This is a genomic window from Rhizorhabdus sp. P4_G5 (genome assembly GCF_056401065.1).
In genome coordinates this window covers 546983-573250 of sequence record NZ_JBFUKB010000003.1, presented here as the reverse complement: position 1 = coordinate 573250, position 26268 = coordinate 546983, and the positions used below count along the sequence as shown (strand labels likewise).

Sequence of the window (26268 nt, the reverse complement as noted above, 5' to 3'; positions counted from 1 at the left end):
ACGGCCAGACTGATAGGAAAAGGCTGGATCAGCCAATGACGCCCAAAACGTCGCTTTCCTTCATGATGATAAGGTCTTCGCCATCGAGCTTGACCTCGGTGCCCGACCATTTGCCGAACAGGATCTTGTCGCCGGCCTTGACGTCCAGCGGCATGATCGTGCCATCCTCGGCGCGGATACCGCTGCCGGCAGAGACGACCTCGCCTTCCTGCGGTTTTTCCTTGGCGGTGTCGGGTATGATGATGCCCCCGGCGGTCTTTTCAGCGGCTTCGATGCGGCGCACGAGCACGCGGTCGTGGAGCGGGCGAAATGTCATGGAACAGGCATCCTGTCGCTGGACCGCGACGAAATCGTCGCTTTCACAAGCGGGGAGCCAGCGCTGCCAATTTGCGAGCTGGCAGTCTCAAACTGAGAGTGCCAATGCACGCCATATGTGTATTGCGCTGGCCGATAACAAGATTGTCCTCGCAATAACGCAATCACTTTCGGTTTTCAGCTAGAGGCCTTCCCCGCTTCGCTACGATCATAGAGCTACAGCGTAGAGGCAATGCGTATTATCATCGGACGACGCCCGCATTCAGCCATGCGAAGCCGTTTGCCAATGCCCCCTTTGTAGCCGCCGCCGCTACGCTCGGTCCCGGAATAATGGCTGGGCTGAACGATCCGAAGCGGTCTGCTCATTTCTCATTGGATCGGTTGAGCGGCCCTTGATCTATCTGGGCATCATTTCGCTACTAAGGCAGGGTGAGTGGGGCATTTTCTCTGAGAGCAATCGCCTTTACCGGTGGATTGATGTAAGGCGAACGTCTCATCATTATCGAGACGGATGACATGTCGCGGGCTGCTGATGCTGCGCGCGTCTAATGTCGTTTTCTATTGATGTTTCACCAAGCGCGTCGGCCCGGCGGGCTCTCCGAAAGAACGCCGATGCCCCATGACACCAGTCTCATCACTACGATCGTCATGGGGCTGGTCCTTGCCTTCGTCGGCGGCTTCGTTGCGAGCCGGCTGAAGCTGCCCCCGCTGGTTGGCTATCTGGTGGCGGGCGTTGTGGTCGGCCCCTTTACCCCTGGCTTTGTCAGCGACGCGGGTATGGCTGAGCAACTCGCCGAGATCGGCGTGATCCTCCTGATGTTCGGTGTAGGGCTGCATTTCTCGGTCAAGGATCTGCTCTCCGTCCGGCGGATCGCCATTCCGGGTGCCATGATGCAGATCACCGTTGCGACCTTGCTCGGCGCAGGGCTGGTGCACGTGTGGGGTTGGACGCCCGGCGCGGGTATCGTCTTTGGCCTCGCGCTCTCGGTTGCCTCGACGGTGGTGCTGCTCCGCGCGCTCGAACACCGCAGCACACTGGATTCGATCAATGGCCGCATTGCCGTCGGTTGGCTCATCGTCGAGGATCTCGTCATGGTCCTGGCGCTGGTCCTGCTCCCTACACTTGCTGGTATTCTGGGCGACAGCGCCAGTGGGGCTGGCGAGGCGACCGGAGAGGCCATCGCGCTGGCCCTGTTGCTGACGCTTGGGAAGGTCGCGCTTTTCCTGGCTCTGGTGCTCGTCGTTGGCACACGCGCGGTGCCCTGGGTGCTGGAGCATGTCGCGCGGACAGGATCGCGCGAACTGTTCACACTGTCGGTGCTCGCAACGGCGCTGGGCATTGCCTATGGATCGGCGGCGCTGTTCGGTGTGTCTTTTGCCCTGGGAGCCTTCTTCGCCGGTGTGGTGCTAAGCGAAAGCGACTTCAGCCATCAGGCAGCAGCGGATTCGCTGCCGTTGCAGGACGCCTTCGCCGTCCTGTTCTTCGTTTCGGTCGGCATGTTGTTCGATCCGGCCGTGCTCGTGCGCGAGCCGCTGGCTGTAGTCGCGGTTCTTGCGATCATCCTGATCGGCAAGTCCGTTGCCGCCTTCGCCATCGTGCTAGCCTTTGGCTACCCGGCACGAACGGCACTTACCGTATCCGCGAGCCTAGCCCAGATCGGAGAATTCTCCTTCATCCTGATCGGCCTCGGCGTGACGCTTGGCTTAGTGCCGGCGGAAGGCAGGGATCTGATATTGGCCGGTGCGCTTCTCTCGATCACGCTTAACCCTCTCGTTTTCAAGACCTTCGACGGGATCGAGCGATGGCTGGGTCGGCGACCACGCATCCTGTCAGTCCTGGAGCGGGCTGGCGGACAAGCCCTCTCTGCTCTTCCCGAAACACGCGATGAAAGTCCGCGCGATCATGCGATTATCGTGGGCTACGGCCGGGTCGGCCGCGTGGTCGGCAAGGCGCTCAACGACCAGAAGCTTTCTGTCATCATCGTGGATAAGGACCGGCGGCGCGTCGAAGCGCTTCGTGCGAAGGGCATACCGGCAATCTACGGCGATGCATCGACCCCCGGTATTCTCGAAGACACAGGCATCGCCGATGCACGCCTTCTGGTCATTGCGACGCCTGAAGGGTTCCAGACACGGCGGATCATCGAACTTGCCCGTGAACTCAACGCGAATATCGATGTTGCCGTGCGGACGCAGAGCGATGCCGAGGTCGCCCATCTCGAAAGCCAAGGCGTCGGCCTTGCGATCACCGGCACGCGCGAACTGTCGTTCGGCCTGGCGGACTATGCTTTGCGAAGTCTGGGCGTATCGAGGAAACGAGCTGCGGCCTTCATTCAGAAGGAACGGATATCAGGCGATGGCGGAGCATTCGAGCGTCGGCCAGATGTCCCTGACCGCGAAACTCCTGAACTGCGCCTCCGTCGCCCGGACGATGAAGAGCCCTCGTAAAGACGCTAGGAACAACCGGTGTCGAGGTAACTATCGCCTCAAAGCCGTTTCCCGGACCAATTCAGGCGTTTTCGAACCCTCGATCCGGATTTTCGCTGAGCAGCCTGTCATCCTCGCCGGGCGCAGATTCATTTTTTAGAGCCGCCATATCGGCGATGATGCGGGTTCGCTCGCGGCGCGCTTCGCGCTGTTCGGCGGAAAGGGCCACGGTGCCCCATGCCTTGGCCGCCTTCTCGGCCACAAGGCGAATATTCTCCAATGCCGCATTGGCCGCGCGATCTCGCTGGACGTTCTCCTGGATCCGGCAGAAGGTCGATGAAAGTTCCATTAAACGTCCTTCACAAAGTGTGATGGCGTCGCTCGTCGCGCTTGGCCTGGGCAATTGCGTCACTGAGCTTTGAGTAGCGATAATCCTTGTAGCGATATTGATCGGCGGGGACGCGGGTGATCCCGTAAAGAGCCATCTGCTCGACCGCGACGGCTTCGTCGGGTTTAGAAGAGCGGCTCATAATCGTTGCTCCTGCGCCAGAAAGCTTGCGCGCAGGGCATCGAGCTTCGCCTTTTGCTGGCGAAGAACACGCGAGCGATGTGCATAGGTATTGTAGCTTGTCCCCACCCGACCATTGGAAAAGTCGCTGGCCAGGGTGCTTTCCATGACATTGACTTGTGCCGCAAGCACTTCGACATCACCGGCTGAAATAGCGGAAGATGCGATCACGAGCTTCGCGGCAGCGAGATGACCACCTTCATTTTCCCAATTGTCCTCGCGCAGACATCGCGCGGGATCACCCCGTAGATCGCTGGATGCCAGAATCACGGGAAGATCGAACGGAATGGCCCCTTTGCCGGTATTCGTAACGGGAGTGAATAAAAAGGACATCGTTCGTCTCCACCATGAGCGGGAGCACGAACTATCTCTCAGCTGCACTCGTGCCCGAGGCATACGGAGTGCGGTAGCTCCTATATGGGGTGGGCAAGGTCATTTTACTACGGGCGACAATCTTTTCATCGGCGGTGGCGTGATTGCAAGATTCTGTATCCGATTGGTCGCCCAAGACGACCGGAGGCGCAAGCAGCGTACTGGGATAAACGCAACAAACACTCCGCCCCTCCAGACGTAACAGTGTCTGCTCGCAAACCGCCCGGAAAGCATTGGATCCACCTGACCGAAGCCTAACGTTTTACATTCTCAAGCCCTGCCACTACGCCGGGTTTTCCAATGGTTTTGACGCATTCGTCTTCGGTTTTTCGGCCTTCGGCTTTCGCGATTGGTTCTCTTCTGTGATTTGGCCATGACCTGTCCTTTCGGAATGATGCGGAGCGACGTCGGGTTGTCGCTCAGGCGAAAGCCACGTCTGCTGTTCTGGGATATGACGGCGGCATCGGTGCCTAGCTCATGGCGGTTGGCGGTTGGTCGAGCCGGATCGACGATCTCTAAGAAACTCAGACGATCTCGAAGAAACTCAATGGCAGGGCTGTCACAGCTATGGGCCGTACAGAAATCCTGTGCGGTTCTAACGGGGCGTTGGCATATTGGGGGGCTGTACGGAGAACAGTATCAGCGTATTGAACCGCGACGAACGAGATTGACGATCGCCAGCAATATGATCGCACCAGCCAGCGAGACCAGGAATGTCATGACTGTGAGCGGGGCGTTGTTGATGTCGCCTCGGGAGAGGATCAGGCCGCCGATGAAGGAGCCGATAATGCCGACCACGATATTGAGGATGATGCCCTGCTGACCATCTGTCCGCATGATGATGCTGGCAAGCCATCCGATAACGCCGCCAACGACGAGCCACATGATAATTCCCATAACCGTTCTCCTGCAATCCAGAAGACGATTTGGCCGCATTGACGCATCGTGCCCGGGATATCTGCTAACCCCTCAGTTGGCAGAAGCGTTCCAAAGAATTTGGATACACCAGACGAGATGAAATAGTTTTGGCGCTTACTCATGATATTAGCGCGAAAAATAAAAATAAAATCTGCCGCCCGTAACATTGTCACGTGCGGATCGTTGTCTGAATGCTCCAAGCGATGCCTTTCCATTCTGGATGGTGCGTTTCCAGCTCAACAACAGACGCCAACTTCCCACAGGCAAAAGCCTGCGGATGTCGCGTCTGTAAGGAATAACACTATGAAACGTACTGTTTTCGCCGTCCTCGTCGGGACGGCAGCACTCGGTGCCGCGACTATTGCGGCGGCCCAGTCTACGACGCCGGCCACCACGGGCAGCTATTCGAGCATGAATGTGGGCGCCGCTCCCATCCACGGTCTCGACGGCCCCGCTTTCTCCGCCGCCGCCTCCGATGCCAATGGGTTCCAGATCGCGGCAAGCCGGCTCAGCCTGACTCGCTCGCAGCGCAGCGATGTCAAGGACTATGCCCGGCGCATCATTTCGGAATCACAGACCTCCCAGCAGACGCTGATGGCGTCGCTGAGCAACGACCAGCGCAAGATCGCCCGGCAGACCACGCGTCTGTCGGCCGAACGCGCCTCAATGCTCAAGATGCTTCGCAGCACGCCGCGAAGTTCGTTCGACAATCTTTATCTCACCCAGTCCGCGCAGGTGCAGCAGGGCAACTGGGCGACCTACAAGGGTTATGCCGAGGATGGCGCCGACCAGTCGCTGAAGCAGGTCGCCGGCAACGGCGTGCCGATCATCGAGCAGCAGCTCCAGCAAGGCGGCGCGCTCCTGCCTTCGGCGCTCTCGGCAAACTGAGCGGTCGGGCTGACCACGGAAAAGCCTGGCCGGCCAATCGCCTTCGAATCAAGGATCCAGACATGAACGACAAGCATGACATCTCCGTCCTCAATGGACTGATCACCACGACCCTCGACAGCATGAAGGGGTTCGAGGATGCTGCCGAGGACGCGAAGAGTACCCGTTTCGCGGCGATGTTCGCCGATTTCGCGCGTGATCGTGGCGCGGTCGTCGCCTCCTTGCAGGCCGAGGTTCGTGGGCTCGGCGGCAAGCCTGAGGACAGCGCCAGCTTCCTCGGCGCCGCGCACCGCAGCTTCATGGACCTGAAGCAGGCCCTCACCGTCAAGAACGACAAGGCGATCATCGAGGAAGTCGAGCGAGGCGAGGATCACATCAAGGCGAAGTTCGAAATCGCCCTGAAGGATACCGATCTGGAGCCGGCAACGAGGTCCGTCATTCGCGAGGCCTTCACCTCGGTGAAGGCCGGCCATGATCAGGCGAGCGCTCTCAAGCACAGCATGGCCTGAGAAGGCACGTTTTCGGCGCGGTGGGCAATTGCCTGCCGCCCCGGAGATTTATTGAACGGAGAATGACCATGGCCATCAATGCAGAAATACCCGTTGCCCATCCCTTCGCAACCCGCATCCTGATTTCCGCCGACGATGTGCGAGGCAAGACCGTGCATGGCCGCGATGGCGACAAGCTTGGCACCGTCGACAAGCTCATCCTCGACGAGCGGACCGGACAGGTCGCCTATGTCATCCTGTCCACAGGCGGTTTTCTCGGGCTGGGACAAAGCTATCATCCGGTTCCCTGGCCGGCGTTTCGCTACGATGAGACACAGGGTGGATATGTGGCCGCGATCGACAAGCGCTTGTTGGAGGGCGCCCCGAGTTTCCGGCCGGATTCAGCGCCTGTCTTCGACGAGGCCTATGGCCGGCGCGTGACGGACTATTTTCGGCTTCCGCCTGCCCCCACCGGCTGATCGGCCTCCTTTACAGGGACGGCCAAGAGGGAATAGCTGCCGGCGCCGGATTGGCGCGTGAGCGGTGCCAAAGTGCGTGTGCGAATCCCTGCGCTCACGTTGAGGGCGATCCGCTCGCGATTCCCTGGCCTCGGCTTTCACCCCGCGAGCTTTCCAATTTCCCCGGAAAGGGGGCATCATCGCAAACCGAGGCACCCTTCCCGATGCCGCGGGCGATCTGGCGTTGGCGATTCTTGCTTCGTCCGCCGCTGCTGCTTGACAGGGAGCTCATCGCTTCAAGTGCCGCCGTTTTCGGCGCAAGCTCCGGCACCCGCGCTTCGGCTATGGCTTTGACCTCTGCAGTCGACCAGTCGCAATCAGACCAAAGCGCCAGCAACTTCTCGATCTCCGGTCGAAAACTCGGCTTCACCATGCCCGACCATGCCCGGCCCGTGCGGACGCGGTTTTCTATATGTGAGCTGTCAGCTTCCGCCAACTTCTGACTTGATCCAGCTGCTCAAATACCGTCGTACGTCACTGAGCATTGAATTGCGCCGAGACAGACCCCTTTATGCGCTTCGCCCTATTTTGGAGAGGCGACTTTATCATAGTGCTATAGCGTAGACGTATTGCCCATCATCATCGGGCGTGGCCCGCCAGGAACCCCTCCGCAGGGGTCCGCAGAAGTCCACCGATATCGACCTTTTCCCTCTGATAACTGAAATTCGCTCTGGAGGAATTGCCGTTGGCAAAGCCGGAGCTCTCGCTCGGCGGATTTCTGTCAGATATCCCGCTTTGCTACATGGATGGCGCGAAGCGGCTCACCCTTCGGCTGACGCGGTGCTCACGAGGAGTGTTCCTTCACTGTTGCCGCGAAACAGGTCAACAAATGCCTCGGGCAGTCGTTCGAATCCCTTCCGCAAATCAATGCGACACATGATGTCGCCGCGCTCGATCCACAGGCGAAGTGCGGTGTACGCCTCGTCATATCGCGCGGCAAAGTCACCGACGACAAAGCCCTGCATCAGGATGCGGCCGTAGACCAGTTTCATCATGTCGCGCGGGCCGGGCGCAGGCTGTCCTGTGTCATAAGCCGAAATCTGGCCGCACAGAACGATGCGGCCATGCACAGCCATGGCATCCACAGCCGCCTGCAAGACAACGCCTCCCACATTGTCGAAGAAGAGATTCACGCGCTCGGGACAGAGTTCCGCAATCCGGGCGGCCAGATCCTCTTCCTTATAGTCAATCGTCGCATCCACCCGGGCAACATCGCGGAGCCATGTGCATTTATCGGGCCCGCCGGCGATGGCGACGACCCGGCAGCCCCGGATCCGCGCGATCTGGCAGGCGACCGCACCGACCGAACCCGCGGCGCCCGAGATGAGGACGGTATCACCCGCCGCCGCCCGCCCCACGTCGATCATGCCGAAAAAAGCGGTCAGGCTGTTGGGCGAATAGGGGCCGAGCGCGTCGGCGAGCGTGAGCCCGTCGGGTATCGCGACGATCGGCACGGCCGCCCGATCCGGCGTCAGCACCGCATAGTCCTGCCAGGGCGACACCGCCGTGATCAGATCCCCGGCGCTGAAATGCGGATGGCACGAGGCGATCACCTCTGCACCTGCCATGCCCGCCACCGGCTGGCCGATGCCGATCGCGCTTCGATAGCTGTTGCCCGGCTGGTTAAGCCAGTTCCGGATCGTCGGCGCGCAGGAGAAGAGGTGGTTGCGCACCAACACCTCGCCTTCCGCCAGCACCTGCGGCACGAACGGTTCCTCGCGATATGCGAAATCTGAAATCGACACGCGCCCCTGCGGCCGCCGCGCGAGCAGCCAGGCGCGATTGACGGTCATGGCTGGAACCGCGCGCCTCGCGCGGCGAGATCGACGAGCAGATCGGCAGGACGGAAGGCAGCGCCATGGCTGGCTTCCAGATCGCGCAATCCGGCGACAACTCGATCGAGGCCGACGGCGCCCGCCCAGAACATCGGCCCGCCGGTATAGACCGGCCAGTTATAGCCGAGCACGGCTGCGACATCGATATCGGACGCGCGCAGCGCGATGCCCTCCTCCAATATCCGCGCGCCTTCGTTGACGACGGGATACAGCAGGCGCGCAAGCAGCGCGTCCGCGCCCAGCGTCGGGGCCTGTGTGACACCCCTGGCCTGCGCGACATCGCCGATGATCCGGTCTGCCAGCGGGGAAGGCGTCGGCCGGCGGGCCGCGTCATAGTCGTAATAGCCGCCATTCTGCTTCTGCCCGAGCCGGCCGGCGGCGACGAGATCGCCCATCGCCGTGCGCTCATTGCCCTCGCGGCCGACCACGTCGAGCCCGACCAGATCCATCATTTGGAAATGACCCATGGCGAAGCCGTAGTCGAACAGAACGCGATCGATCGTGGCGATCGGCGTGCCTTCGAGCGCAAGCGCGTCGGCCTGCGCACCACGCGGTGCGAGCAGCCGGTTGGCGATGAAGCCGGGGCAGGTGCGGCTCAGCACCGGCACCTTGCCGATCCGCCGCGCGAGCGCCATTGCCGTCGCGATCACCGGCTTCGCGGTCTGCGTCCCGCGCACCACTTCGAGCAGCCGCATGACATTGGCGGGCGAGAAGAAATGCAGGCCGACCACCCGTCCGGGATTGCCTGTCGCCGCGGCGATGGCGTCGAGATCGAGGAACGACGTGTTGGAGGCAAGGATCGCTTCCGGACGGACGATTCGGTCGAGCCGGGCGAAGATGTCCCGTTTGACCTCGAGGCTCTCGAATACCGCTTCGATCACGAGATCGGCAGCCGCCACCGATCCGATGTCGATCGTGGGCGTGAGCAGCCGAAGTCGCTCATCGACCTGATCCCGAGTCAGCCGGCCCTTCTTCGCGCTCGTCTCGTAGACGCGGCGGATATTGCCGACGCCCCGATCGAGCGCGGCGGTGCTGGTTTCGACCAAAGTTACCGGCAGGCCCGCATTGAGGAAATTGATGGCGATGCCGCTGCCCATCGTGCCTGCGCCGATGATCCCGACCGTGCAAATGTCGATCGGCCGGATATCGGCACGGATATCGGGCACGCGTACCGTCTCGCGTTCGGCGAAGAAATTATAGCGCAGCGCCTCCGATTCGGTGCTGGCCACCAGCGTGTCGAACGCCGCTTGCTCGCGCGCCATGCCGTCTTCGAACGGCAGGGCAGCGGCGGCCTCGACCAGCGAGACGATCGCCTCCGGGGCTTTGAGGCCGCGAAAGCGCTGGGCGTTCGTCTTGCGAAATTCGGCGAACAGCTCAGGCCGCGCCTCCACGCCGGTTCGGTCGCGGATGCGCGGGCGAGGCGCGCCCTTGCGGATCACGTCCTGTGCGAATGCGATCGCCGCTGCGCGCAGCGCCTGATCGGGCACGACCGCATCGACCAGGGCGAGGTCGAGTGCTTCGGGTGCGCGCACATGGCGGCCCGAGGTCAGGATGTCGAGCGCAGCCGCCGCCCCCGCGAGGCGGGGAACGCGTTGCGTGCCGCCGGCCCCCGGCAATATGCCCAGGGTCACCTCGGGCAGGCCGACCCGTGCCGATTGCGTCGCGATCCGATAGTGGCAGACCAACGCAAATTCGAAGCCGCCGCCTAGCGCGGTGCCGTGGATCGCGGCGATCACCGGCTTCGGCCCGTCCTCGATCAGGTCGAACAGGTCGAAGAAGGTCGGCAACGCCGCCGGCTTGCCGAGCTCGCCGATATCCGCACCGGCGATGAAGGTGCGGCCAGCGCAGATCAGCACGACGGCCTGCGCGTCGGGAGCCGCGAACGCCTCCTCCAGGCGATCGAACAAGGCGCGGCGGAGCGCCGCACCGAGTGCATTGACCGGAGGATTGTCGATGGTGACGACGGCGACGCCATCTTCGATCGCCAGCGTGGCTAATGCGGTCATGCTGTCTTAGACCCTTGTGCGCTTTGCAGGACGTCTTCGGCGGCGCGCGCAGCCATCGCCTTCTTGTCGATCTTGCCGGTGGCGGTCAGCGCCATCGCATCGACCAGCACCAGATGTTCGGGCCATTTCTTGCGGCTCAATCCCTGCCCCGCCAGATGATCGAGCAAGACCGGCAGATCGACCTCGCCGGCGCCGGGGCGGACGCGGCAGACCGCGCAGGCCTGCTCTCCGAGCTTGCGTTCGGGCACCGCGACCACCGCGACTTCGGCGATGGCCGGATGGCGCAGCAAAGCCGCCTCGATCTCGGCCGGATCGATGTTGAAGCCACCGCGAATGATCTGGTCCTTGATCCGCCCGACGACCCGGACGAAGCCGCCCTGATCGCGGATGATCTCGTCGCCGGTCAGGTAGAAGCCGTCCGGCGTCATGCGTTCCTGGCCCGCCCCGAGACCGTCGGCATAGCCCAGGAATAGCGACGGCCCGCGTACGCCGGCCTGCCCGCGGGTGCCGCGCGGCTGCATCCGCAATTCATCGTCGAACGCTTCCTCCTCGGTTCCGGGGAAGGGGATGCCATCGAAGTGCTGGCGCCGTTGGAGCGGGTGGCCGGGATGGTTGGAACTATGGCCCATGCATTCGGACATGCCGAACATCCGCAGCACCTTGAGCCCGAGCAGGGCGTCGGCATCGGCGATCAGCTCCGGCGTCATCGCGCTGCCGCCGACCGCCATCGCGCGCAGCGGCAGCGTGCCGCTCCACTCGCCCAGCCGGACGGCCTCGATCATCGTGAACAGGTGCGTCGGCACCGCGATCGCCCAACCGCATCGATACCGCTCGGCGCGTGCGAGGGCCGCGGCGGGGACCCAGGGATCGATCAGCACCAGCGGATAGCCGAGCGAGAGCGCGAAATGCGCGGTGAAGGTGAAGCCTGGCGCGCTATCCATCGGTACGATGCCCAGGATCGCGTCACCGGGCTGGAGCCCCGCGATCGTCGCGCAGGCTCGCGTCGCATAATTCAGCGCGCCCGGCCCGTGCATCACGCCTTTGGGCACGCCGGTGGTGCCCGACGTGAAGCCGATCAGTGCGGTAGCCCTGTTGCGGGGATCGGAGGAGCGCGGCATCGCTGTCGGCCCCGCGATGGTGAGATCGCCGCTTGCGTCGGCATCGATCCGCGCGGCATGGCCCAACCGCGCCTCCAGCACCGCCACATCGCCGGCGCTGAGCTTGGGCGAGAATGGGCAGAACACCGCGCCGACGGCTGAAATGGCGAGCGCGGCTGCCAGGGTCTCCGCGGTCTTGTGGGCGGCGACCAATATCCGGTCGCCTGCACCGATCTCGAGCGCCCGCAGCCGATCGGCGATATCGTGCGCTATCGCGTGCAGCGTGCCGCGTGACCAGAGTTGGTCGGCACAATCGACGACTGCCAGCGCGTCGGGATCTGCGGAGGCCAGCCCATCGAACTGGGGCCAGAGGCGGGTATCGTCCCAGGCCAGGTCGGTCGTGGTGGAGCTCTCAGGCAAGCGATTGCCCTCCGTCGACCAGGAAGGTCTGGCCGGTGATGAAACTGCCAGCCTCCGAGGCTAGCAGCGCCAGCGTACCGGCCACTTCGCCGGGGCGGCCGAAGCGACCGAGCAATATGCCGGCGCGGGTTTTTTCCTGGACGGCAGCATCGAGCGTTTCGGTCATCCCGGTTTCGATCGATCCCGGCGCGATCGCGTTGACGCGGACGCCGTGCTCGGCCCATTGCGCGGCAAGGTCGCTGGTCAGGTGAACGATCGCCGCCTTGCTCGTCGTGTAGGGCACGACCTGCCCCGCCTCGGGCCGATAGGACAGATAGGCCCCCACCGAGGCGATGTTGACGATCGCCCCGCCACCCGCCTCGATCATGTGCCGCGCCGCGTGGCGGCAGGCCAGGAACGTGCCGGTAAGGTTGACGTCGATCACCTTGCGCCAGCCCTTGAGCGGTATGTCCTGCGGCAAGCCCCACCAGGAGGCCCCGGCATTGTTGACGAGGATGTCGATGCCGCCGAGCCGCTCGACCGTAGCGGCGACCGTCCGTTCGACCGAATCCTCGTCGGTGATGTCGCAGGACAGGCCGATCGCCCGTGTGCCGAAGCGTTCGGAGACCGATGCCGCGGTCGCGGCACAATCGGCCTCATGGCGCGAGGCGAGCGCGATGGCACAGCCGAGATCGGCGAGGGTCACCGCGATCGTCTCGGCCAGCGCGCCACGGCCGCCGGTGATCAGCGCCTTTTTGCCGTCGAGCCGAAAAAGACGGCCGGTAAAGCCTGCGGTTTCGTCAGCCATGATCGCATCCTTGGGCAGGGTAATCGGTCAGATACTGATTATATGCCATGGTCTGTTCCATACCGATCCTCCCAGGGGGAGTGGCAGCGCAAAGCGCTGACGGAGGGGAGGACGGCGTACGCCTCGGAGGAAGAGGAGCAGGTGAGCCCTCAAGCTGCAGCTGGTCGCCGCCCGCCCCTCCGCCGCCTTGGGCGACACCTCTCCCTAGCGGGGGAGGATAGATGAACGTCTTCGCCCACGAGCCTTATCTTGGCGTCTGTGGGCAATGGCCGACGAGACAAAGCAAAGGCGCTCCGCTCGTTCACGCGCTTCCCCCGCTTCCCGGCATCAGCAGATCGACTTCCTCGGTAATGAGGACGATCCGCTTGCCGCCCATGCCCTTGGTCTGCCGCGTCGCCGCCGCCCATTCGGGCGAGGCGAACGCGGTATCGAGCGCCTTTTGATCGGCGAAGGTCAGCACGGCATGGCCGTCCCAGGCGGGTTCATCGGGATTGTCATAATCCCGCGTCACCACGCCATGCCGATAGGCGATCAGCCCCGGCAGCACCCGGGCCGCGTCGGCATGCGGACCGCGCCACCAGGTCGTGAACCGATCCTGGTCCCAGTCCGATGGCCGGCGCGCCAGGACGACGAAGCTGACCGCCATCGATCAGTTGCCAGTCCAGACCGGCTTGCGCTTTTCGAGGAAGGCGCTGACGCCCTCCTTGGCATCGGCCGAGTGATGGACGACGTTGCAGGTCATCGTTTCCAGCGTGATCAGCGAATTGGTGTCCGCATCCATACCGCGATTGAGCGCCATCTTCGTCATCCACATGCAGAACGGGCTCTTGTCGATCAGCGGCGCGCAGAAATCGGCGATCAGCTTGTCGAATTCAGCCGCGGGCGCGGACGCGTTGCACAGGCCCCATTCGACGGTCTCGTCGCCCGACAGCAGCTTGCCGGTGAGCATCAGCTCCTTGGACTTGCGCATGCCGATGTAGCGCGGCAGGCGATAGATCGGGCCGGCACCGCCGAACAAGGCGCGGCGGATGTGGAAATCGCCGATCTTCGCCTCGGACGCGGCGAGCGCGAAATCGCACGAGATCATCAGTTCGAAGCCGCCGGCGACGGCATAGCCCTCGACCGCCGCGATCGTCGGTTTGCTCATATTGTAGATCTTGTCGTAGGTGCGCGCCGAATCGATCGCCAGCTGCAGCGAAACCGTCGATTCGTGCAGGACCGGGCCGACCAGCTGGTCGAGATCCGCGCCCGAGCAGAAGGTGTTGCCCCGACCGCGGAACACGACGGCCAGCGCCTTCTTGTCGGCCGCCGCGCGATCCACTGCGACTTCGAGCTCGCGCAGCAGTTGCGGGCTGACGCAGTTGCGCTTGTGCGGGCGGTTCAGCCAGATGGTGCAGATGCCGTCATCGGCCAGTTCATACTGAATGACGTCCTGTTCAAGTTCCATGTTGAGTCTCCTTTTTTCACATCGGATGGGCGCGCAGATGGACAGCCGACCTGCGCAAAATCTGTCACGCGGCACCGCTTTCGTCCGGAGGCGCCAGCATCGCGCCGACCGCCATCCAGGCAGCGATGCCCGCCGACGGCACCGCACATAGCACCGCCTCGGCAATCTCCTCGTCGGTGGCGCCCGCCAATCGAGCGCCACGGACATGGGTGACGGCCATCGGGCTGTAGCCGGCGGCCAATATGGTGAGCAGCAGCAGCTCGCCATATTTGGGCGACAGCGGATTGGCGTCGATGCTGCCGCGCCGCATCAGATAATAAGCGTCCGCAGCCGCGGGATTGAGGCGCAGCAATTGCGCAAGCGGGGCGGGGATCGTTCCGAAATACGCGGCGAAGTTGGCGACGGCTTCTCCCGCAGCCGCAGTCGGCAGCGGCTGGGGTGCCGGTGCGTCGATCGCCGCGAACGACGCCGCGATGACCTCGGCAAAGTCGAGCGCCGCCGCTTCGCCGCGCAAGCTGGCCAGCACGATCAATCCCGCAGTGGCTTCGACCGAAGTCAGGCCCAGTCCCACGCCCCGCGCCAGTTCGCGCCGGGCAAGGCAGAGATGGCGGCGGTCTATGGCCGCAACCGCGGCGAACAGCGCCTTGAACTTCGCCGGCACCGCCCCGTCGGTGTCGATCACCGAACGGAATGCGGCGAAACCCGCGAGGGTGTAGGGTGCATGCCCCCTGAGCAGCGGGACGTCCATCAACGGGCTTGTCGGCATTGGTCTCTCCTGCATGAAAGCATGTCGACCGACTGGTCGGGCGTCAATCGGAAATATTCGCACTGACCTATCTGACAGCCGACCGCGTGGTCGGGCATTTTCCATTGACAGCCGACCAGTCGGTCGATTACCAGTTTTTCCCGACCGACTGGTCGAACGAGCCCACCTCGACGGGAGCTGTCTCACGACGGCCTCGTTGGCCAGGCTGTTAGGGGAGCGAAATGGATTTTGAACAATCGGCACGATCGCGGGAGTGGATGGAGCGCGTACGCACCTTCATCGACGATCATATCGTTCCGGCCGTTCCGGTCTATCACCAGCAACTCGCCCAGATCGATCGCTGGGCCGAGATCCCGCCGATATTCGACGAGCTGAAGTCCAAGGCGCGGGCGGAGGGCCTGTGGAACATCTTCATGCCGCCGTCCCCGCATGATGACGAATATTTCACCAGCGTCGGACTGAGCAACGTCGAATATGCGCCGATAGCCGAGCTGATGGGGCGCATCTCCTTCGCGTCCGAAGTGTTCAACTGCATGGCGCCCGACACGGGCAATTTCGAAGTGCTGCACCGCTATGGCACGCCGGACCAGAAGCAGCGCTTCATGATTCCGCTGCGGGATGGCGAGACTCGCTCCGCTTTCCTGATGACCGAGCCAGCGGTCGCGTCATCGGATGCGCGCAACATTCAGACCGAGATTCGCCGCGACGGCGACGACTATGTGATCAACGGCCGCAAATGGTGGTCGTCGGGTGCCGGCCATCCACGCTGCGCCTTCTTCATCGTGATGGGCAAGACCGACCCGGACGCGCCGGCATATTCACAGCAGTCGATGATCCTCGTGCCGCGCGATACGCCTGGCATCACGCTGATCCGCCACTTGCCGGTGTTCGGCTACGATCACGCCCCGCATGGGCATTTCGAGGTGGACCTCGCAAATGTCCGGGTGCCGGCCGCAAATCTGCTGCTTGGCGAAGGCCGTGGCTTCGAGATCGCCCAAGGCCGGCTCGGGCCGGGCCGTATCCACCACACGATGCGCAACATCGCGACGATGGAGGTCGCGCTCGAAAAGACGTGCCGCCGCCTGCTGACGCGACACGCGTTCGGAAAGCCCATCGCCGAGCATTCGGTGTGGGAGGAGCGGATCGCCCGTGCGCGCTGCGAGATCGAGATGGCGCGGCTGCTGTGCCTCAAGGCCGCGCACAGCATGGATACGGTGGGCAACAAGGCCGCGCGCGCCGAAATCGCGATGATCAAGATCGCTGCACCCAAAATCGCGCAGCGGATCGTCGACGAAGCCATTCAGGCGCATGGCGGCGGCGGAGTGTCCGACGATTTCGGGCTTGCCGAACTCTATGCCAACACCCGCATCGTGCGGCTGACCGACGGCGCCGACGAGGTGCATGAGCGCCAGCTGGCGCACATCGAACTCGGTAAATATCGGGGGCCGCGCGCATGAGCGCTCCGCAGCCCGCATCCTATATCGGCGGCACGTCGACCGTCGCCGCCGGCGCCCGGTTCGATGAGCGAAGGCTCGCACAATATCTCGATGGCGCGGTGAAGGGCTTTGCAGGCCCGCTGGCGGTCGAGCAGTTCGAAGGCGGCCAATCGAACCCGACCTATTTGCTGATCACGCCCGACGCCAAATATGTGCTGCGCCGCAAGCCGGCCGGCGTGCTGCTCAAATCGGCCCATGCCGTCGATCGCGAATATCGCGTCACCCGCGCCTTGTTCGAGGCCGGTCTGCCGGTGCCGGAGCCGCTGGTGCTGTGCGAGGACGAGGATGTCATCGGCACGATGTTCTATGTGATGCGCCACGTGGAGGGGCGCATCTTCTGGAACGCGATGATGCCCGATCTCACGCGCGAGCAGCGGGCGGCCGTCTATGATTCGGCCAATGAGACGCTCGCCCGGCTCCATCTCGTCGATTATGAGCGGCTCGGGCTTGGCGACTATGGCCGCCCCGGCGATTATTTCGCGCGCCAGGTATCGCGCTGGTCGCGACAATATGCGGCTTCGCGAACGCACGACTTGCCGGAGATGGACCGGCTGATCGAATGGCTACCCGGCGCGATTCCCGAGGAAAAGGGATTATCAAGCCTCGTCCACGGCGACTACTCGTTCCATAATCTGCTAATCCATCCGACCGAGCCACGCGTCGTGGCCGCCCTCGATTGGGAACTGTCGACGATCGGCCACCCGCTCGGCGACCTGACATATCATATGATGGAATGGTTCCGCCCTGAGGGGGTGGATGTGCGCGGCACATTGCTGGGCAAGGATCTCGGTGCCCTCGGCATCCCAACGGCTGAGGATTATGCGATGCGCTATCGCGACCGAACCGGCTTCGATGTCGATCCGATGTTGCCTTTCTATCGCGCATTCAATTTGTTCCGGGTGGCCGCGATCCTGCAGGGCATCGCCGGCCGCGCTCGGGACGGTGTCCAAACGGCCGCGAACGCATCCGACATCGTCACCCGTATCGAGCCATTGGCCAAGGCGGCGTGGGCGCAAGCCCGGCGCGCGGGCGCCTCGTAAGCAAGCTTAGGACCATCACCGACCCTGAGCTCAAAATCAAAGCCGGCTCAGCGTCCATCCAGGGGAGAGGGAAATGAAGCGCCTATCACATGACATTCCGCTGACGCGACTGCTGCTGGCGAGCAGTGCGATTATCTGCCTGGCTTATCCGGCTGCGGCCTGGAGCGCCGAGGCTGATCAGCAAGCCGAGGCACCTACCGATGCCGCGGAATCATCCGGCACGCAATCCGCTACCGATATCGTGGTGACAGCGCGTCGCCGCACCGAGCGGCTGATCGATGTCCCGGTTGCCGCAAACGTCATCGGCGCGCAGGACATCCGCCAGTATAACATGACGTCCATCGCCAACATCAAGATTCTGGCGCCGCAGATTTCGCTGGACCGCGGCTTCACAGGATCGGGCACGTCGATCACCATGCGCGGCGTCAGTTCGGCGAGCCTCGATGCCGGGGTCGAGCAGTCAGTTCTCCTGGATTTCGACGGTATGGCGATCAGCCGCGGCCGCATCCTCAACGACGCATTGTTCGACATTGAGACGGTCGATGTCCTCAAGGGGCCGCAAGCGCTGTTCTTCGGCAAGAATTCGCCTGGCGGCGTGGTTTCGGTCAAATCCGCCGATCCGACGTCGGAATTGTCCGGTTATCTGCGCGGCGGTTATGAGTTCACCGCCGACACGGCCTCGCTGGAAGGTGCGATCGCCGGGCCGCTCACCGAAAATCTGGGCGCGCGGGTCGCCCTGTTCGCGAGCCAAAGCCAGGGCTATATCCGCAACCAGAACAACGGTGTGGTCGACCTGCTGCGCAGCGGCGCCACCGGCAGCGTGTTCGTGCCCGCTGCGCAGCACAAGCTTGGCGCCGAGAAGAAGCTGGCCGGCAGGTTGACGCTCAAATATGAAGCCGGCGATTTCGATGCCACCTTCAAGATGCTCTACAGCCATTACGAAGGCCAGAGTCTGCAGAGCTTCGACGAGGTCATGGGCTGCCCCGCGTCCCGGGCACGTCCCGGCACGAGCACCGGCCTGCTCGATCCGACCGGCGACTGCAAACTCGACAATCGATCCTCGCAGGGGTGGCTGTCGCCCACCATCATCAATCTGTGGCCGCAGGTGAAGAGCCACGACAACGGGCAGCCTTTTTCGAGCAACGATACCGCGATGCCGACACTCTCCCTCAATTACGAGGTCGGGAAGATCAAGCTGACATCGGTTACCGGCTATTATGACTATGATTATGTGAGCCAGGGCAATGCCGACGGCACAGCCTATTCGCAGTTCTGGTCCTACAGCAACGAGAAGAACAAGAGCTTCTACGAAGAGGTCCGCGTCGTCTCCTCGTTCGACGGCATGTTCAATTTCGCGGCGGGCGGCCATTATGAACGCAACCGGCGCACCTTGTTTGTCGGCGGCGCCAATGGGGCGATGCTGCCGGACGCAACGAGCGGCAAATTCCACACCTATGACAACGAGCAGCATAACAGGAGCAGCGCCTACTCGGCGTTCGGCCAGCTCATCTTCAAATTCTCGGATGCGCTCGAGCTTGCGGGTGGTGGACGTTACACCAAGCAAAGGAACAGTCTGAGGAGCTTCACGACTTTCGTGAACTCGAACGCTGTGGGGCAGCTCCCTATCGGCACCGTCATCCGGGGTCGCAAGAGCGAGGACAATTTCTCGCCCGAAGCAACCGTGACCTGGCATCCCGCCCACGACGTGATGATCTATGGCGCCTACAAGACCGGCTACCTAGCCGGCGGGTTCTCCAATCCGGGCATCCTCGCTGCGACCGCCACCAAGGATACGTTGAGTTTCAGCGCGGAAAAGGTGCGCGGTTTCGAGATCGGCACCAAGGCGTCGCTCCTCAACAACCGACTCACCGCCACCCTCACCGGCTTCCGGTACAAATATAAGGGCCTGCCGCTGACGTCGCTGCTGGTGCTGCCGAACGGTTCGCCGGTGTTCGTCACCCAGAATGCCGCGAGCACGTTGACCCAGGGCGTCGAATTCGAAGCAAGCTATCGCCCGGCCAGGGGGACGACTTTACGCACATCGGCATCCTATAACGACGCTCAATTCGAACGCTTCCCGATCGCCCAATGCTATGCCGGACAGACGGTCGCGACCGGATGTATTCCGGCCGTGGCGGCGACCCCAACCACCACAGCGGTCCCCGCTCATCAGGATCTGTCCGGAAAATCCGTCTATCGCTCGCCAGATTGGGTGTTCACGGCGGGAATCGTGCAGGAATTCGATCTGACGTCGGAGTTCAGGATGACCGTGAATGCCGATATTCGTCACACGTCGGGCTATTATAGCGGGCTCAACCTCAACCCGGTGTCGTTCCAGAAGGGCTTCACGACCGTCAACGCCGGCGCGCGGATCACAACCGTGGACGACCGTTGGGCCATCTCGCTGATCGGCCGTAACCTGACCAACCGGCGCTATGCGACGCTGGGCGTCGATAAGCCCGGCGGCATTGGCGAGGTCTTCACCGTCGCGGGTGAACCCCGCGCCGTCGTTCTCCAGGGGGAGATGAAGTTCTAGCTGCCGATACCCCCTCCTCTTTCGAGGGGAGGGGCACGACTCCAGGCCAGGCCAGGAACGGACGGAATGGACGAAGACACCATCGATTGCGATCTGCTTGTCATCGGTGCCGGCATGGCGGGCCTGTCGGCGGCGGGCTGGGCCGCCGAGCGGGGCGCGAAAGCCATCGTTGTCGAACGAGCGCCGGCGATCGGCGGATCGGCGGTGCTTTCCGGCGGGGTGTTGTGGACCGCATCATCGCGCGGGAAGATGGCGCTCTATGCCGGTGGCGACCCGGTGCTCGGCGACGTCCTGTTCGATACCTATCCCGATGCGATCGCCTGGCTCAGGCGTCGCGAGGTGGCCATTTCGCCGCGCATGGGCGTCCTCCACGGCTATGGCTACCAGATCGACATCGTCGAACATGTGCGCGGTTGCGCGTCGCTGGTCGAAGCGGCGGGGGGTCATGTAATCCTGGGCACGACCAGCGATACGCTCATCAAGGACGATGCGGGCGCGGTGATCGGCGCCCGCACGCGTCACGCCGATGGTGATGTGACAGTGCGGGCGCGCTCGACGATCCTGGCCACTGGCGGCTTCCAGGCATCGCCCGAGCTGCGCGCGCGCTATATCCATCCACACGCGCGTGACATGCGGCTGCGGTCGAACCCGTTTAGCGATGGACAGGGGCTACGACTTGGCGAGGCCGCGGGCGGCGAGATTGCCGCTACCAACCCCGGCTTTTACGGCCACCTGGTCAGTGAATCGACGGAATGGGGAGAGGAACGCCTCTATGTCATGCTGTCGCAATATCACAGCGAGCAGGCGCTGTTGCTCAACGAGCAGGGTCTGCGCTTTTGCGACGAGACCTTCGGCGACCATGCCAACAGCTATGCAACGCTGATTCAGCGCAACGCCCGGGCCCTGTGCATATGGGACGCGCGCGTGCACGAGCAATATGCGACCCAGCCGATCGTCGCGACGGGGGTGCCAGTCGACAAGATGCAGGCGGCGCTCGAACTGGGCGGCAAGGGGATCGTCGCCTCGACCCTCGCGGAGATTGCCGCCTTTGCAACGGAGCAGGGCTTTGACGGCGGCCAGGTCGAGCGCTCTGTCGCTGCCTTCAACGAGGCTGCCCGCCAGGGATGGGAAACGCTCGATCCCCCGCGCATGGATGCGTGCGAGCCGCTTGACCGCGCTCCTTTTTATGCGCTGGTCGTGCATCCCGCGATCACCTTCACCTTCGGCGGGCTGACGATCGATACGCGGGCGCGGGTGCTCGATCGAACCGGAAGGCCCGTCCCGGGGCTGCTGGCGGCCGGCAGCGACGCGGGCGGCGCCTTCGGCACCGGCTATGCCGGGGGGTTAGCGCTGGCCATGACGTTCGGGATCACCGCCGCGCGCACCGCCGGCTGGAACTGAAGGGCGATCCGATGAACATCCCGTCTCAAGCGCCAGGCCAGCACGCCGCTTCGGATGACACGTCCGTGCGCAAGAACGCCTTGTTCGCACTCTTCCTGGTGTCGACCTTCAATTATATCGACCGCACCATCCTTTCGATCTTGCAGATCCCGATCAAGACGGAACTTGGCCTGTCGGACGCGCAGATGGGGGCCCTGACCGGCCTGTCCTTCGCTCTGTTCTACGCGACTTTGTCGCTGCCGGTTGCCCGGCTCGCCGATCGCATGAGCCGGCGGTTTCTGGTCGCAGCCTCGCTCGCCATCTGGAGTGCGATGACGGGGCTGAGCGGCCTGGCAATCGGCTTCGGCACACTCGTCTTCTTCCGCATCGGCGTCGCGATCGGCGAGTCGGGTAGCGTTCCAGCCAGCGTATCGCTCCTCGCCGACTATTATCCACCCGCGCGCCGCGCCACTGCCATGTCAGCCTGGGGACTGGCGCTGCCGGTGGGAATGATGCTGGGATATAGCGTGACCGGTTGGCTAGCGGCCACGGTCGGTTGGCGGTTGTCGTTCGCAATCATTGGAATGGCAGGGCTCCTGCTTGCTCCCCTCGCACTGGCCTTGATCAAGGAGCCGCCGCGCGGACGCTTCGAGGCGGCTGGAACGCGCACCGAAACCGTGCCGGTACGGGCCGCGCTGACCTTCCTCTGGCAGGAAAAGGCGTTCCGCTACGTCGTACTCGCCACCATGCTGCACGGCTTCTCGCAATATGCGATGATGACCTGGAACGCACCGTTCTTCACGCGTAATCATGGCCTGTCGCTTCAGAACGTGTCGCTGCTGATGGCGATGCTGAGCGGAGCCGGTGGCGCGGTGGGCATGTTTCTAGGAGGCTTTCTCGCCGACCGGCTGGCAGTTCGCGACCAGCGGTGGCGCGTCTGGATAATGGCGCTGGCCGTGGGCACGACCGTGCCGGTGGCGTTGGCGCAATATCTGGTCGCTTCGACAGGCTTGTCGATCGCGATGGCCGCAATCTCTTCGCTGCTGATGATCGCTTATTACGGCCCGGTACTCGCGGTTACCCAGTCGCTCGTCCCCGCCCACATGCGCGCTTTCAGCAACGCGGTGCTGCTGCTGATCTTCAATCTGTTCGGGCTCGGGCTGGGTCCATGGTGCACCGGCATGCTGAGTGATCTGCTGGTTCGGCAGTTCGGGGCGGGCGATAATGGGCTTCGTTATGCGCTGTCGCTGTCGCTGATATCTTCGGTCGTCGGCGCAATGCTGTTCGTCTACGCGGCTCGGCTCTATCGCGCGGCCATGGCGCAGGGGAAAGCGCCGGAAGTTCCCGGCTCTCGCCCGATCCCGACAACGACAGCCCCCGCGAAAGGATAGAAATGATCTCCGATTTTTCTGGCAAGACGGCCGTCATCACCGGTGCCGGGAGCGGCATCGGCGCCGCGCTCGCCCGCCGGGCGGCGGCCGAAGGTATGAACGTCGTGCTCGCCGATATCCGCTTCGAGGATGCGGCCAAGGTAGAGGCAGATCTGGGCGACGGACGGGCGCTGGCCGTAAGAACCGACGTATCCGATGCAGCGAGCGTTGCCAGCCTCGCCGATCTGGCCTGGGACCGCTTCGGCTCGGTCGATTTGCTCTGCAACAATGCCGGCATCGTTCCCGGCGGACGTCACCGCAAGGTTTGGGAATATAGTCTGGGCGACTGGCAATGGTCGCTCGGGGTCAACCTCTACGGCGTTGTGCACGGGATGCGGGCCTTCGTGCCGCGGATGATCGCTGCGGGCCGCCCCGGCCATATCCTCAACACCGCTTCGGTCGCGGGCGTCGTCAGTGGTTCGGGCTCCGCCTGCTACGGGGCGTCCAAGCATGCCGTCGTGCGCGCTACCGAGGCGCTCTATGCTGGGCTCAAGGAGGTGGGCGCCCCAATCGGGGTGACGATGCTCTGCCCTGGACTGGTGGCCACGGGCATCTACGACGCCGAACGCCACCGCCCCGACGCGTTCGCCGATGGCGACGGCCCATTGCAGGAATCCGCCGATCTCGAGGCGATACGCGATGAACTCTATCGCCACGCCACCACGCCCGAGGAAGCCGCCGACATCGCCTTCGCAGCGATCATCGAGAATCGCTTCTACGCCTTCACCACGACGAGCTTCGATCCGGCGATCCGGCAGCGGGCGGATGACATATTGGCGCGCGCCAATCCGAATTTCGAGGATATCGTCGCGATGAGCCGCCGCGACGCCGGGCTCGACCGCAGATGAACCGGTTCGCCGATCGCATTGTCCTGGTAACGGGCGCGGCCTCGGGGATCGGACTTTCGGCGGTGCGGCGCTTCGCGGCCGAGGGAGCACATGTCTATCTCGCCGACCGCGACATCGATCGCCTTGGCGATGCGCTCGCAGCATTGGCACCCGCAGACCGGCATCGCGCCGTGCCGTTCGACGCCACCGACGAGGCGGCATGGGCGATGCTGGCGGATCGCATCGGTGCTGAGGTCGCTCGGCTCGACGTGCTGGTCAACAATGTCGGCAATGCGGTCATGCGATCGATCGCCGATACCAGCCTCGCACAGTGGCGAGAGACGATGGCGATCAACCTCGACAGCGTCTTTCTCGGCACACGCGCGATGCTGCCGTTGCTTGCCGCATCGGGGCATGGCGCGATCGTCAACATATCGTCGATCCGCGGATTCATCGGCGGGGTGAACGCGGGGTCTTATTGTGCGGCCAAGGGCGGCGTCCGCATGTTCACCAAGGCGACCGCGCTGGAATGCGCCGCGCTCGGCAACGGGATACGCGCCAATTCGCTGCACCCGGGGCTAATCGAGACCCCGCTGGCGGCGGCCTTCTTCGCTGATCCCGGGAAATCCGCGCGCCGGCTCGCCGAAATCCCGCTCGGCCGCGCCGGCCAGGCCTACGAAATCGCCGACGCGATCCTCTTCCTCGCGAGCGACGAATCCCGCTATATGACGGGTGCCGAACTGGTAATCGACGGCGGCTGCGTCGCGCAATGACGCCGTTTCCGCGGCTATTCTCACCGCTCACGGTCGGGCCGGTCACGCTCCGCAACCGCATCGTCATGCTACCGCACGGCACCAGCATGGTCGCAGCGGGAGCGCCCACCGACGATGATATCGCTTATTACGAGAGCCGGGCACGGTCCGGCGCGGGCCTGCTGATCACCGGAGCCGCCGTCGTTTCACCCGATAGCGCACGCCGCGGACGCAAGCTGATCGAAACTTATAATGACGATGTGCTGCCGATGCTCGCACGCCGTGCCACTGCGGTGCGCGCGCAGGGCGCCGCGATCGTCGGGCAGATCGTTCATCTGGGGCGCGAGTCGATCGGCATGGAGAGCGATCATCCCCTGATCGCGCCAAGCCCGATCCGTTCGCCACGCGACCTGTTCTCGCCGCACGAAATGGACGAAGCCGATATCCGCCGCGTCATCGTCGACTTTACCCGCTCGGCAAGCAACCTCAAGGCGACCGGCCATGACGGCGTCGAGATTCACGGCGCACATGGCTATCTCGTCGGCCAGTTTCTGTCGCCCGCCACCAACCATCGCGAGGATCGCTGGGGCGGCGATCCAGAGCGGCGGATGCGGTTCCTGTTCGAGCTGATCGACGCCATCCGCAGCGCCTGCGGCGATGCCTTCCTGCTCGGGCTGCGGCTGAGTGCCGATGAGGAACAGGCAGAGGGCCTCGAACTGCCCGATACGCGGCGCATCGCCGAAGCCGTCGCGCGCGGCCATCCGGTCGATTATCTGAGTGTCACTTTGGGCACGCGCGGCGCCTATGTGAAGGACGCGACCCAGCCGGAGGCGACCGCGGCGCGAGCGGCCGGCACGCTGCGCGCCGCATCGGGACTGGTGACGATCGTCGGTCAGCGTTTCACGTCTCCGGCTCTTGCCGAAGCAGCGCTGGCGGCGGAACAGGCTGATGCGATCGGCTTCGCCCGGGCCTTCGTCGCGGATGGCGATTGGGTGGCGAAGGCCGAGCGAAACGAGGCTGGGCGCATCCGCCCGTGTATCGGCCTGAACCAGGATTGCCGCGCTTTCGCGCCCCACTTGCACTGCGCCGTGAACCCGCTCGCGGGGCGCGAGAGCGATCCGCTTTCGCCCCTGTCATTCCTGCGGCGCGTCCTCGCCGTATCGCGATCGTCGGCGGCGGGCCCGCCGGCATGGAGACCGCCCGGATCGCAGCGCTACGCGGACATCATGTCTCGCTCTACGAAGCCGGCGACGGGCTGGGAGGACAGTTTCTCTATGCGGCGTCGGTGCCTGGACGGACCGGGCTGTTGCGGCTGATCGATCATTTGCAGAGTGAGCTCAGGCGCCTGCCCGTCACCGTCGCGTTCGGTCGCCGGATCAATGGCCCCGCCGATCTTGCCGGCACGGCCGATGCGCTCGTGCTGGCTACCGGCGCGCTGCCCCGGCCGCTCGACTCGGAGCGCCATGGTGCCGGCGTCAGCGCCTGGATCGACATTTTGCGCGACGGCGCCCCTGCGCCTCATGGCACCGGGCATGCGCTGGTGCATGACGATGGCACCGGCTTCTGGTGGACCTATGGCGTCGCCAACGCGCTGGTCGACGCGGGGTGGCGGATTAGCATCTCGACGCCGTCGGCAACGATCGCCAGCGCGATCCCATCGGAAAGCTTGGCGCCGTTGCTGGTGCGGCTGGGCGCGGGCGACGCGCGCTTTCGGCCATTGTCGGAACTGCTCCACGCCGGGGACGGCAAGGCGCACCTGATGTGCTTGGCCAATGGCAGCGAAACGGTGATCGAGGCCGATCTCATCGTGGTGCAGACCGGGCGGGAACCGGCGGGCCCATCCCCGGCCGCCTTCGCGCGCCACATCGAGATCCACCGAATCGGCGATTGCATGGCACCGCGGCGCCTCTCCCACGCGCTGTTCGAGGCGCACCGGCTCGCGGTACGGCTCTAAG

The 26268-nt window shown here is 63.8% G+C and carries 26 protein-coding genes; 13 read left to right on the top strand and 13 right to left on the bottom strand.

What is annotated here, in order from left to right; translation table 11 throughout:
* Positions 1 to 28: 28 nt before the first annotated feature.
* On the bottom strand, positions 29 to 316 hold the full coding sequence (gene groES / locus AC1DQK_RS07100; protein WP_477868813.1) for a co-chaperone GroES: 288 nt from the start codon (positions 314 to 316) through the stop codon (positions 29 to 31).
* A 611-nt stretch (positions 317 to 927) separates the two neighbouring features.
* Here groES and AC1DQK_RS07095 point away from each other — a divergent pair.
* Complete coding sequence (locus AC1DQK_RS07095; RefSeq protein WP_477868811.1) at positions 928 to 2763, top strand: cation:proton antiporter domain-containing protein; 1836 nt, start codon at positions 928 to 930, stop codon at positions 2761 to 2763.
* Positions 2764 to 2824: 61 nt separating this feature from the next.
* Here AC1DQK_RS07095 and AC1DQK_RS07090 read toward each other — a convergent pair whose 3' ends face one another.
* From AC1DQK_RS07090 to AC1DQK_RS07075, 4 genes are all read right to left on the bottom strand, one after another.
* Positions 2825 to 3154: a hypothetical protein gene (locus tag AC1DQK_RS07090; RefSeq protein ID WP_477868809.1), complete on the bottom strand. Its 330-nt coding sequence runs from the start codon at positions 3152 to 3154 to the stop codon at positions 2825 to 2827.
* Positions 3102 to 3272 carry a hypothetical protein gene (locus AC1DQK_RS07085; protein ID WP_477868807.1) on the bottom strand — a complete coding sequence of 57 codons (171 nt, stop codon included), beginning with the start codon at positions 3270 to 3272 and terminating at the stop codon, positions 3102 to 3104. Before AC1DQK_RS07085 ends, AC1DQK_RS07090 begins: the two co-directional genes overlap by 53 nt.
* Positions 3269 to 3643 (bottom strand): hypothetical protein, encoded by a 375-nt coding sequence (locus AC1DQK_RS07080; RefSeq protein ID WP_477868805.1) that lies wholly within the window; start codon positions 3641 to 3643, stop codon positions 3269 to 3271. Before AC1DQK_RS07080 ends, AC1DQK_RS07085 begins: the two co-directional genes overlap by 4 nt.
* A 678-nt stretch (positions 3644 to 4321) precedes the next feature.
* Entirely contained in the window at positions 4322 to 4579 is a 258-nt protein-coding gene (locus AC1DQK_RS07075) for a GlsB/YeaQ/YmgE family stress response membrane protein (protein ID WP_477868804.1), read from the bottom strand.
* Between the two features lie 324 nt (positions 4580 to 4903).
* On the opposite strand from AC1DQK_RS07075, the gene AC1DQK_RS07070 reads away from it, so the two are divergent.
* The 3 genes from AC1DQK_RS07070 (at position 4904) to AC1DQK_RS07060 (ending at position 6455) form a co-directional block, all read left to right on the top strand.
* A complete protein-coding gene (locus AC1DQK_RS07070; protein WP_477868802.1) occupies positions 4904 to 5488 on the top strand; it encodes a DUF4142 domain-containing protein in 585 nt (194 codons plus the stop codon).
* Positions 5489 to 5550: 62 nt separating this feature from the next.
* Complete coding sequence (locus AC1DQK_RS07065) at positions 5551 to 5997, top strand: ferritin-like domain-containing protein (protein ID WP_477868800.1); 447 nt, start codon at positions 5551 to 5553, stop codon at positions 5995 to 5997.
* Between the two features lie 68 nt (positions 5998 to 6065).
* Positions 6066 to 6455 carry a PRC-barrel domain-containing protein gene (locus tag AC1DQK_RS07060; protein WP_477868798.1) on the top strand — a complete coding sequence of 130 codons (390 nt, stop codon included), beginning with the start codon at positions 6066 to 6068 and terminating at the stop codon, positions 6453 to 6455.
* A 94-nt stretch (positions 6456 to 6549) separates the two neighbouring features.
* Here the strand turns inward: AC1DQK_RS07060 and AC1DQK_RS07055 are convergent, their stop codons facing one another.
* The 8 genes from AC1DQK_RS07055 to AC1DQK_RS07020 form a co-directional block, all read right to left on the bottom strand.
* Positions 6550 to 6930 (bottom strand): hypothetical protein, encoded by a 381-nt coding sequence (locus AC1DQK_RS07055; protein WP_477868796.1) that lies wholly within the window; start codon positions 6928 to 6930, stop codon positions 6550 to 6552.
* Positions 6931 to 7255: 325 nt separating this feature from the next.
* Positions 7256 to 8287 carry an NADP-dependent oxidoreductase gene (locus AC1DQK_RS07050; protein WP_477868794.1) on the bottom strand — a complete coding sequence of 344 codons (1032 nt, stop codon included), beginning with the start codon at positions 8285 to 8287 and terminating at the stop codon, positions 7256 to 7258.
* The gene (locus AC1DQK_RS07045) at positions 8284 to 10335 is read right to left on the bottom strand and encodes a 3-hydroxyacyl-CoA dehydrogenase NAD-binding domain-containing protein (protein ID WP_477868792.1); all 2052 of its coding nucleotides are present in this window, start codon (positions 10333 to 10335) and stop codon (positions 8284 to 8286) included. Before AC1DQK_RS07045 ends, AC1DQK_RS07050 begins: the two co-directional genes overlap by 4 nt.
* On the bottom strand, positions 10332 to 11852 hold the full coding sequence (locus AC1DQK_RS07040) for a class I adenylate-forming enzyme family protein (RefSeq protein WP_477868790.1): 1521 nt from the start codon (positions 11850 to 11852) through the stop codon (positions 10332 to 10334). Before AC1DQK_RS07040 ends, AC1DQK_RS07045 begins: the two co-directional genes overlap by 4 nt.
* Positions 11845 to 12639: an SDR family NAD(P)-dependent oxidoreductase gene (locus AC1DQK_RS07035; protein WP_477868788.1), complete on the bottom strand. Its 795-nt coding sequence runs from the start codon at positions 12637 to 12639 to the stop codon at positions 11845 to 11847. Before AC1DQK_RS07035 ends, AC1DQK_RS07040 begins: the two co-directional genes overlap by 8 nt.
* A 301-nt stretch (positions 12640 to 12940) precedes the next feature.
* Entirely contained in the window at positions 12941 to 13285 is a 345-nt protein-coding gene (locus tag AC1DQK_RS07030) for an EthD family reductase (protein WP_477868786.1), read from the bottom strand.
* A gap of 3 nt (positions 13286 to 13288) precedes the next feature.
* Entirely contained in the window at positions 13289 to 14086 is a 798-nt protein-coding gene (locus AC1DQK_RS07025) for an enoyl-CoA hydratase/isomerase family protein (protein WP_477868784.1), read from the bottom strand.
* 64 nt (positions 14087 to 14150) lie between these two features.
* Positions 14151 to 14852 carry a carboxymuconolactone decarboxylase family protein gene (locus tag AC1DQK_RS07020; protein ID WP_477868782.1) on the bottom strand — a complete coding sequence of 234 codons (702 nt, stop codon included), beginning with the start codon at positions 14850 to 14852 and terminating at the stop codon, positions 14151 to 14153.
* Between the two features lie 221 nt (positions 14853 to 15073).
* On the opposite strand from AC1DQK_RS07020, the gene AC1DQK_RS07015 reads away from it, so the two are divergent.
* From AC1DQK_RS07015 to AC1DQK_RS06975, 9 genes are all read left to right on the top strand, one after another.
* Positions 15074 to 16309: an acyl-CoA dehydrogenase family protein gene (locus AC1DQK_RS07015; protein ID WP_477868780.1), complete on the top strand. Its 1236-nt coding sequence runs from the start codon at positions 15074 to 15076 to the stop codon at positions 16307 to 16309.
* Entirely contained in the window at positions 16306 to 17388 is a 1083-nt protein-coding gene (locus AC1DQK_RS07010) for a phosphotransferase family protein (RefSeq protein ID WP_477868778.1), read from the top strand. The genes AC1DQK_RS07015 and AC1DQK_RS07010 overlap by 4 nt, the downstream gene beginning before the upstream one ends.
* Before the next feature lie 73 nt (positions 17389 to 17461).
* Positions 17462 to 19924, top strand: a complete 2463-nt coding sequence (locus tag AC1DQK_RS07005) for a TonB-dependent receptor (RefSeq protein WP_477868776.1) — start codon at positions 17462 to 17464, stop codon at positions 19922 to 19924.
* Between the two features lie 66 nt (positions 19925 to 19990).
* Positions 19991 to 21325 carry an FAD-dependent oxidoreductase gene (locus AC1DQK_RS07000; protein ID WP_477868774.1) on the top strand — a complete coding sequence of 445 codons (1335 nt, stop codon included), beginning with the start codon at positions 19991 to 19993 and terminating at the stop codon, positions 21323 to 21325.
* Positions 21326 to 21336: 11 nt separating this feature from the next.
* Positions 21337 to 22695, top strand: coding sequence for a spinster family MFS transporter (locus tag AC1DQK_RS06995; protein ID WP_477868772.1), 1359 nt, complete (start codon positions 21337 to 21339; stop codon positions 22693 to 22695).
* A 2-nt stretch (positions 22696 to 22697) separates the two neighbouring features.
* Positions 22698 to 23582, top strand: a complete 885-nt coding sequence (locus AC1DQK_RS06990; RefSeq protein ID WP_477868770.1) for an SDR family NAD(P)-dependent oxidoreductase — start codon at positions 22698 to 22700, stop codon at positions 23580 to 23582.
* Positions 23579 to 24334 carry an SDR family NAD(P)-dependent oxidoreductase gene (locus tag AC1DQK_RS06985; RefSeq protein WP_477868768.1) on the top strand — a complete coding sequence of 252 codons (756 nt, stop codon included), beginning with the start codon at positions 23579 to 23581 and terminating at the stop codon, positions 24332 to 24334. Before AC1DQK_RS06990 ends, AC1DQK_RS06985 begins: the two co-directional genes overlap by 4 nt.
* Positions 24331 to 25629 carry an oxidoreductase gene (locus tag AC1DQK_RS06980; protein WP_477868766.1) on the top strand — a complete coding sequence of 433 codons (1299 nt, stop codon included), beginning with the start codon at positions 24331 to 24333 and terminating at the stop codon, positions 25627 to 25629. The genes AC1DQK_RS06985 and AC1DQK_RS06980 overlap by 4 nt, the downstream gene beginning before the upstream one ends.
* The gene (locus AC1DQK_RS06975; protein ID WP_477869266.1) at positions 25518 to 26267 is read left to right on the top strand and encodes a beta/alpha barrel domain-containing protein; all 750 of its coding nucleotides are present in this window, start codon (positions 25518 to 25520) and stop codon (positions 26265 to 26267) included. The genes AC1DQK_RS06980 and AC1DQK_RS06975 overlap by 112 nt, the downstream gene beginning before the upstream one ends.
* Position 26268: the final 1 nt, after the last annotated feature.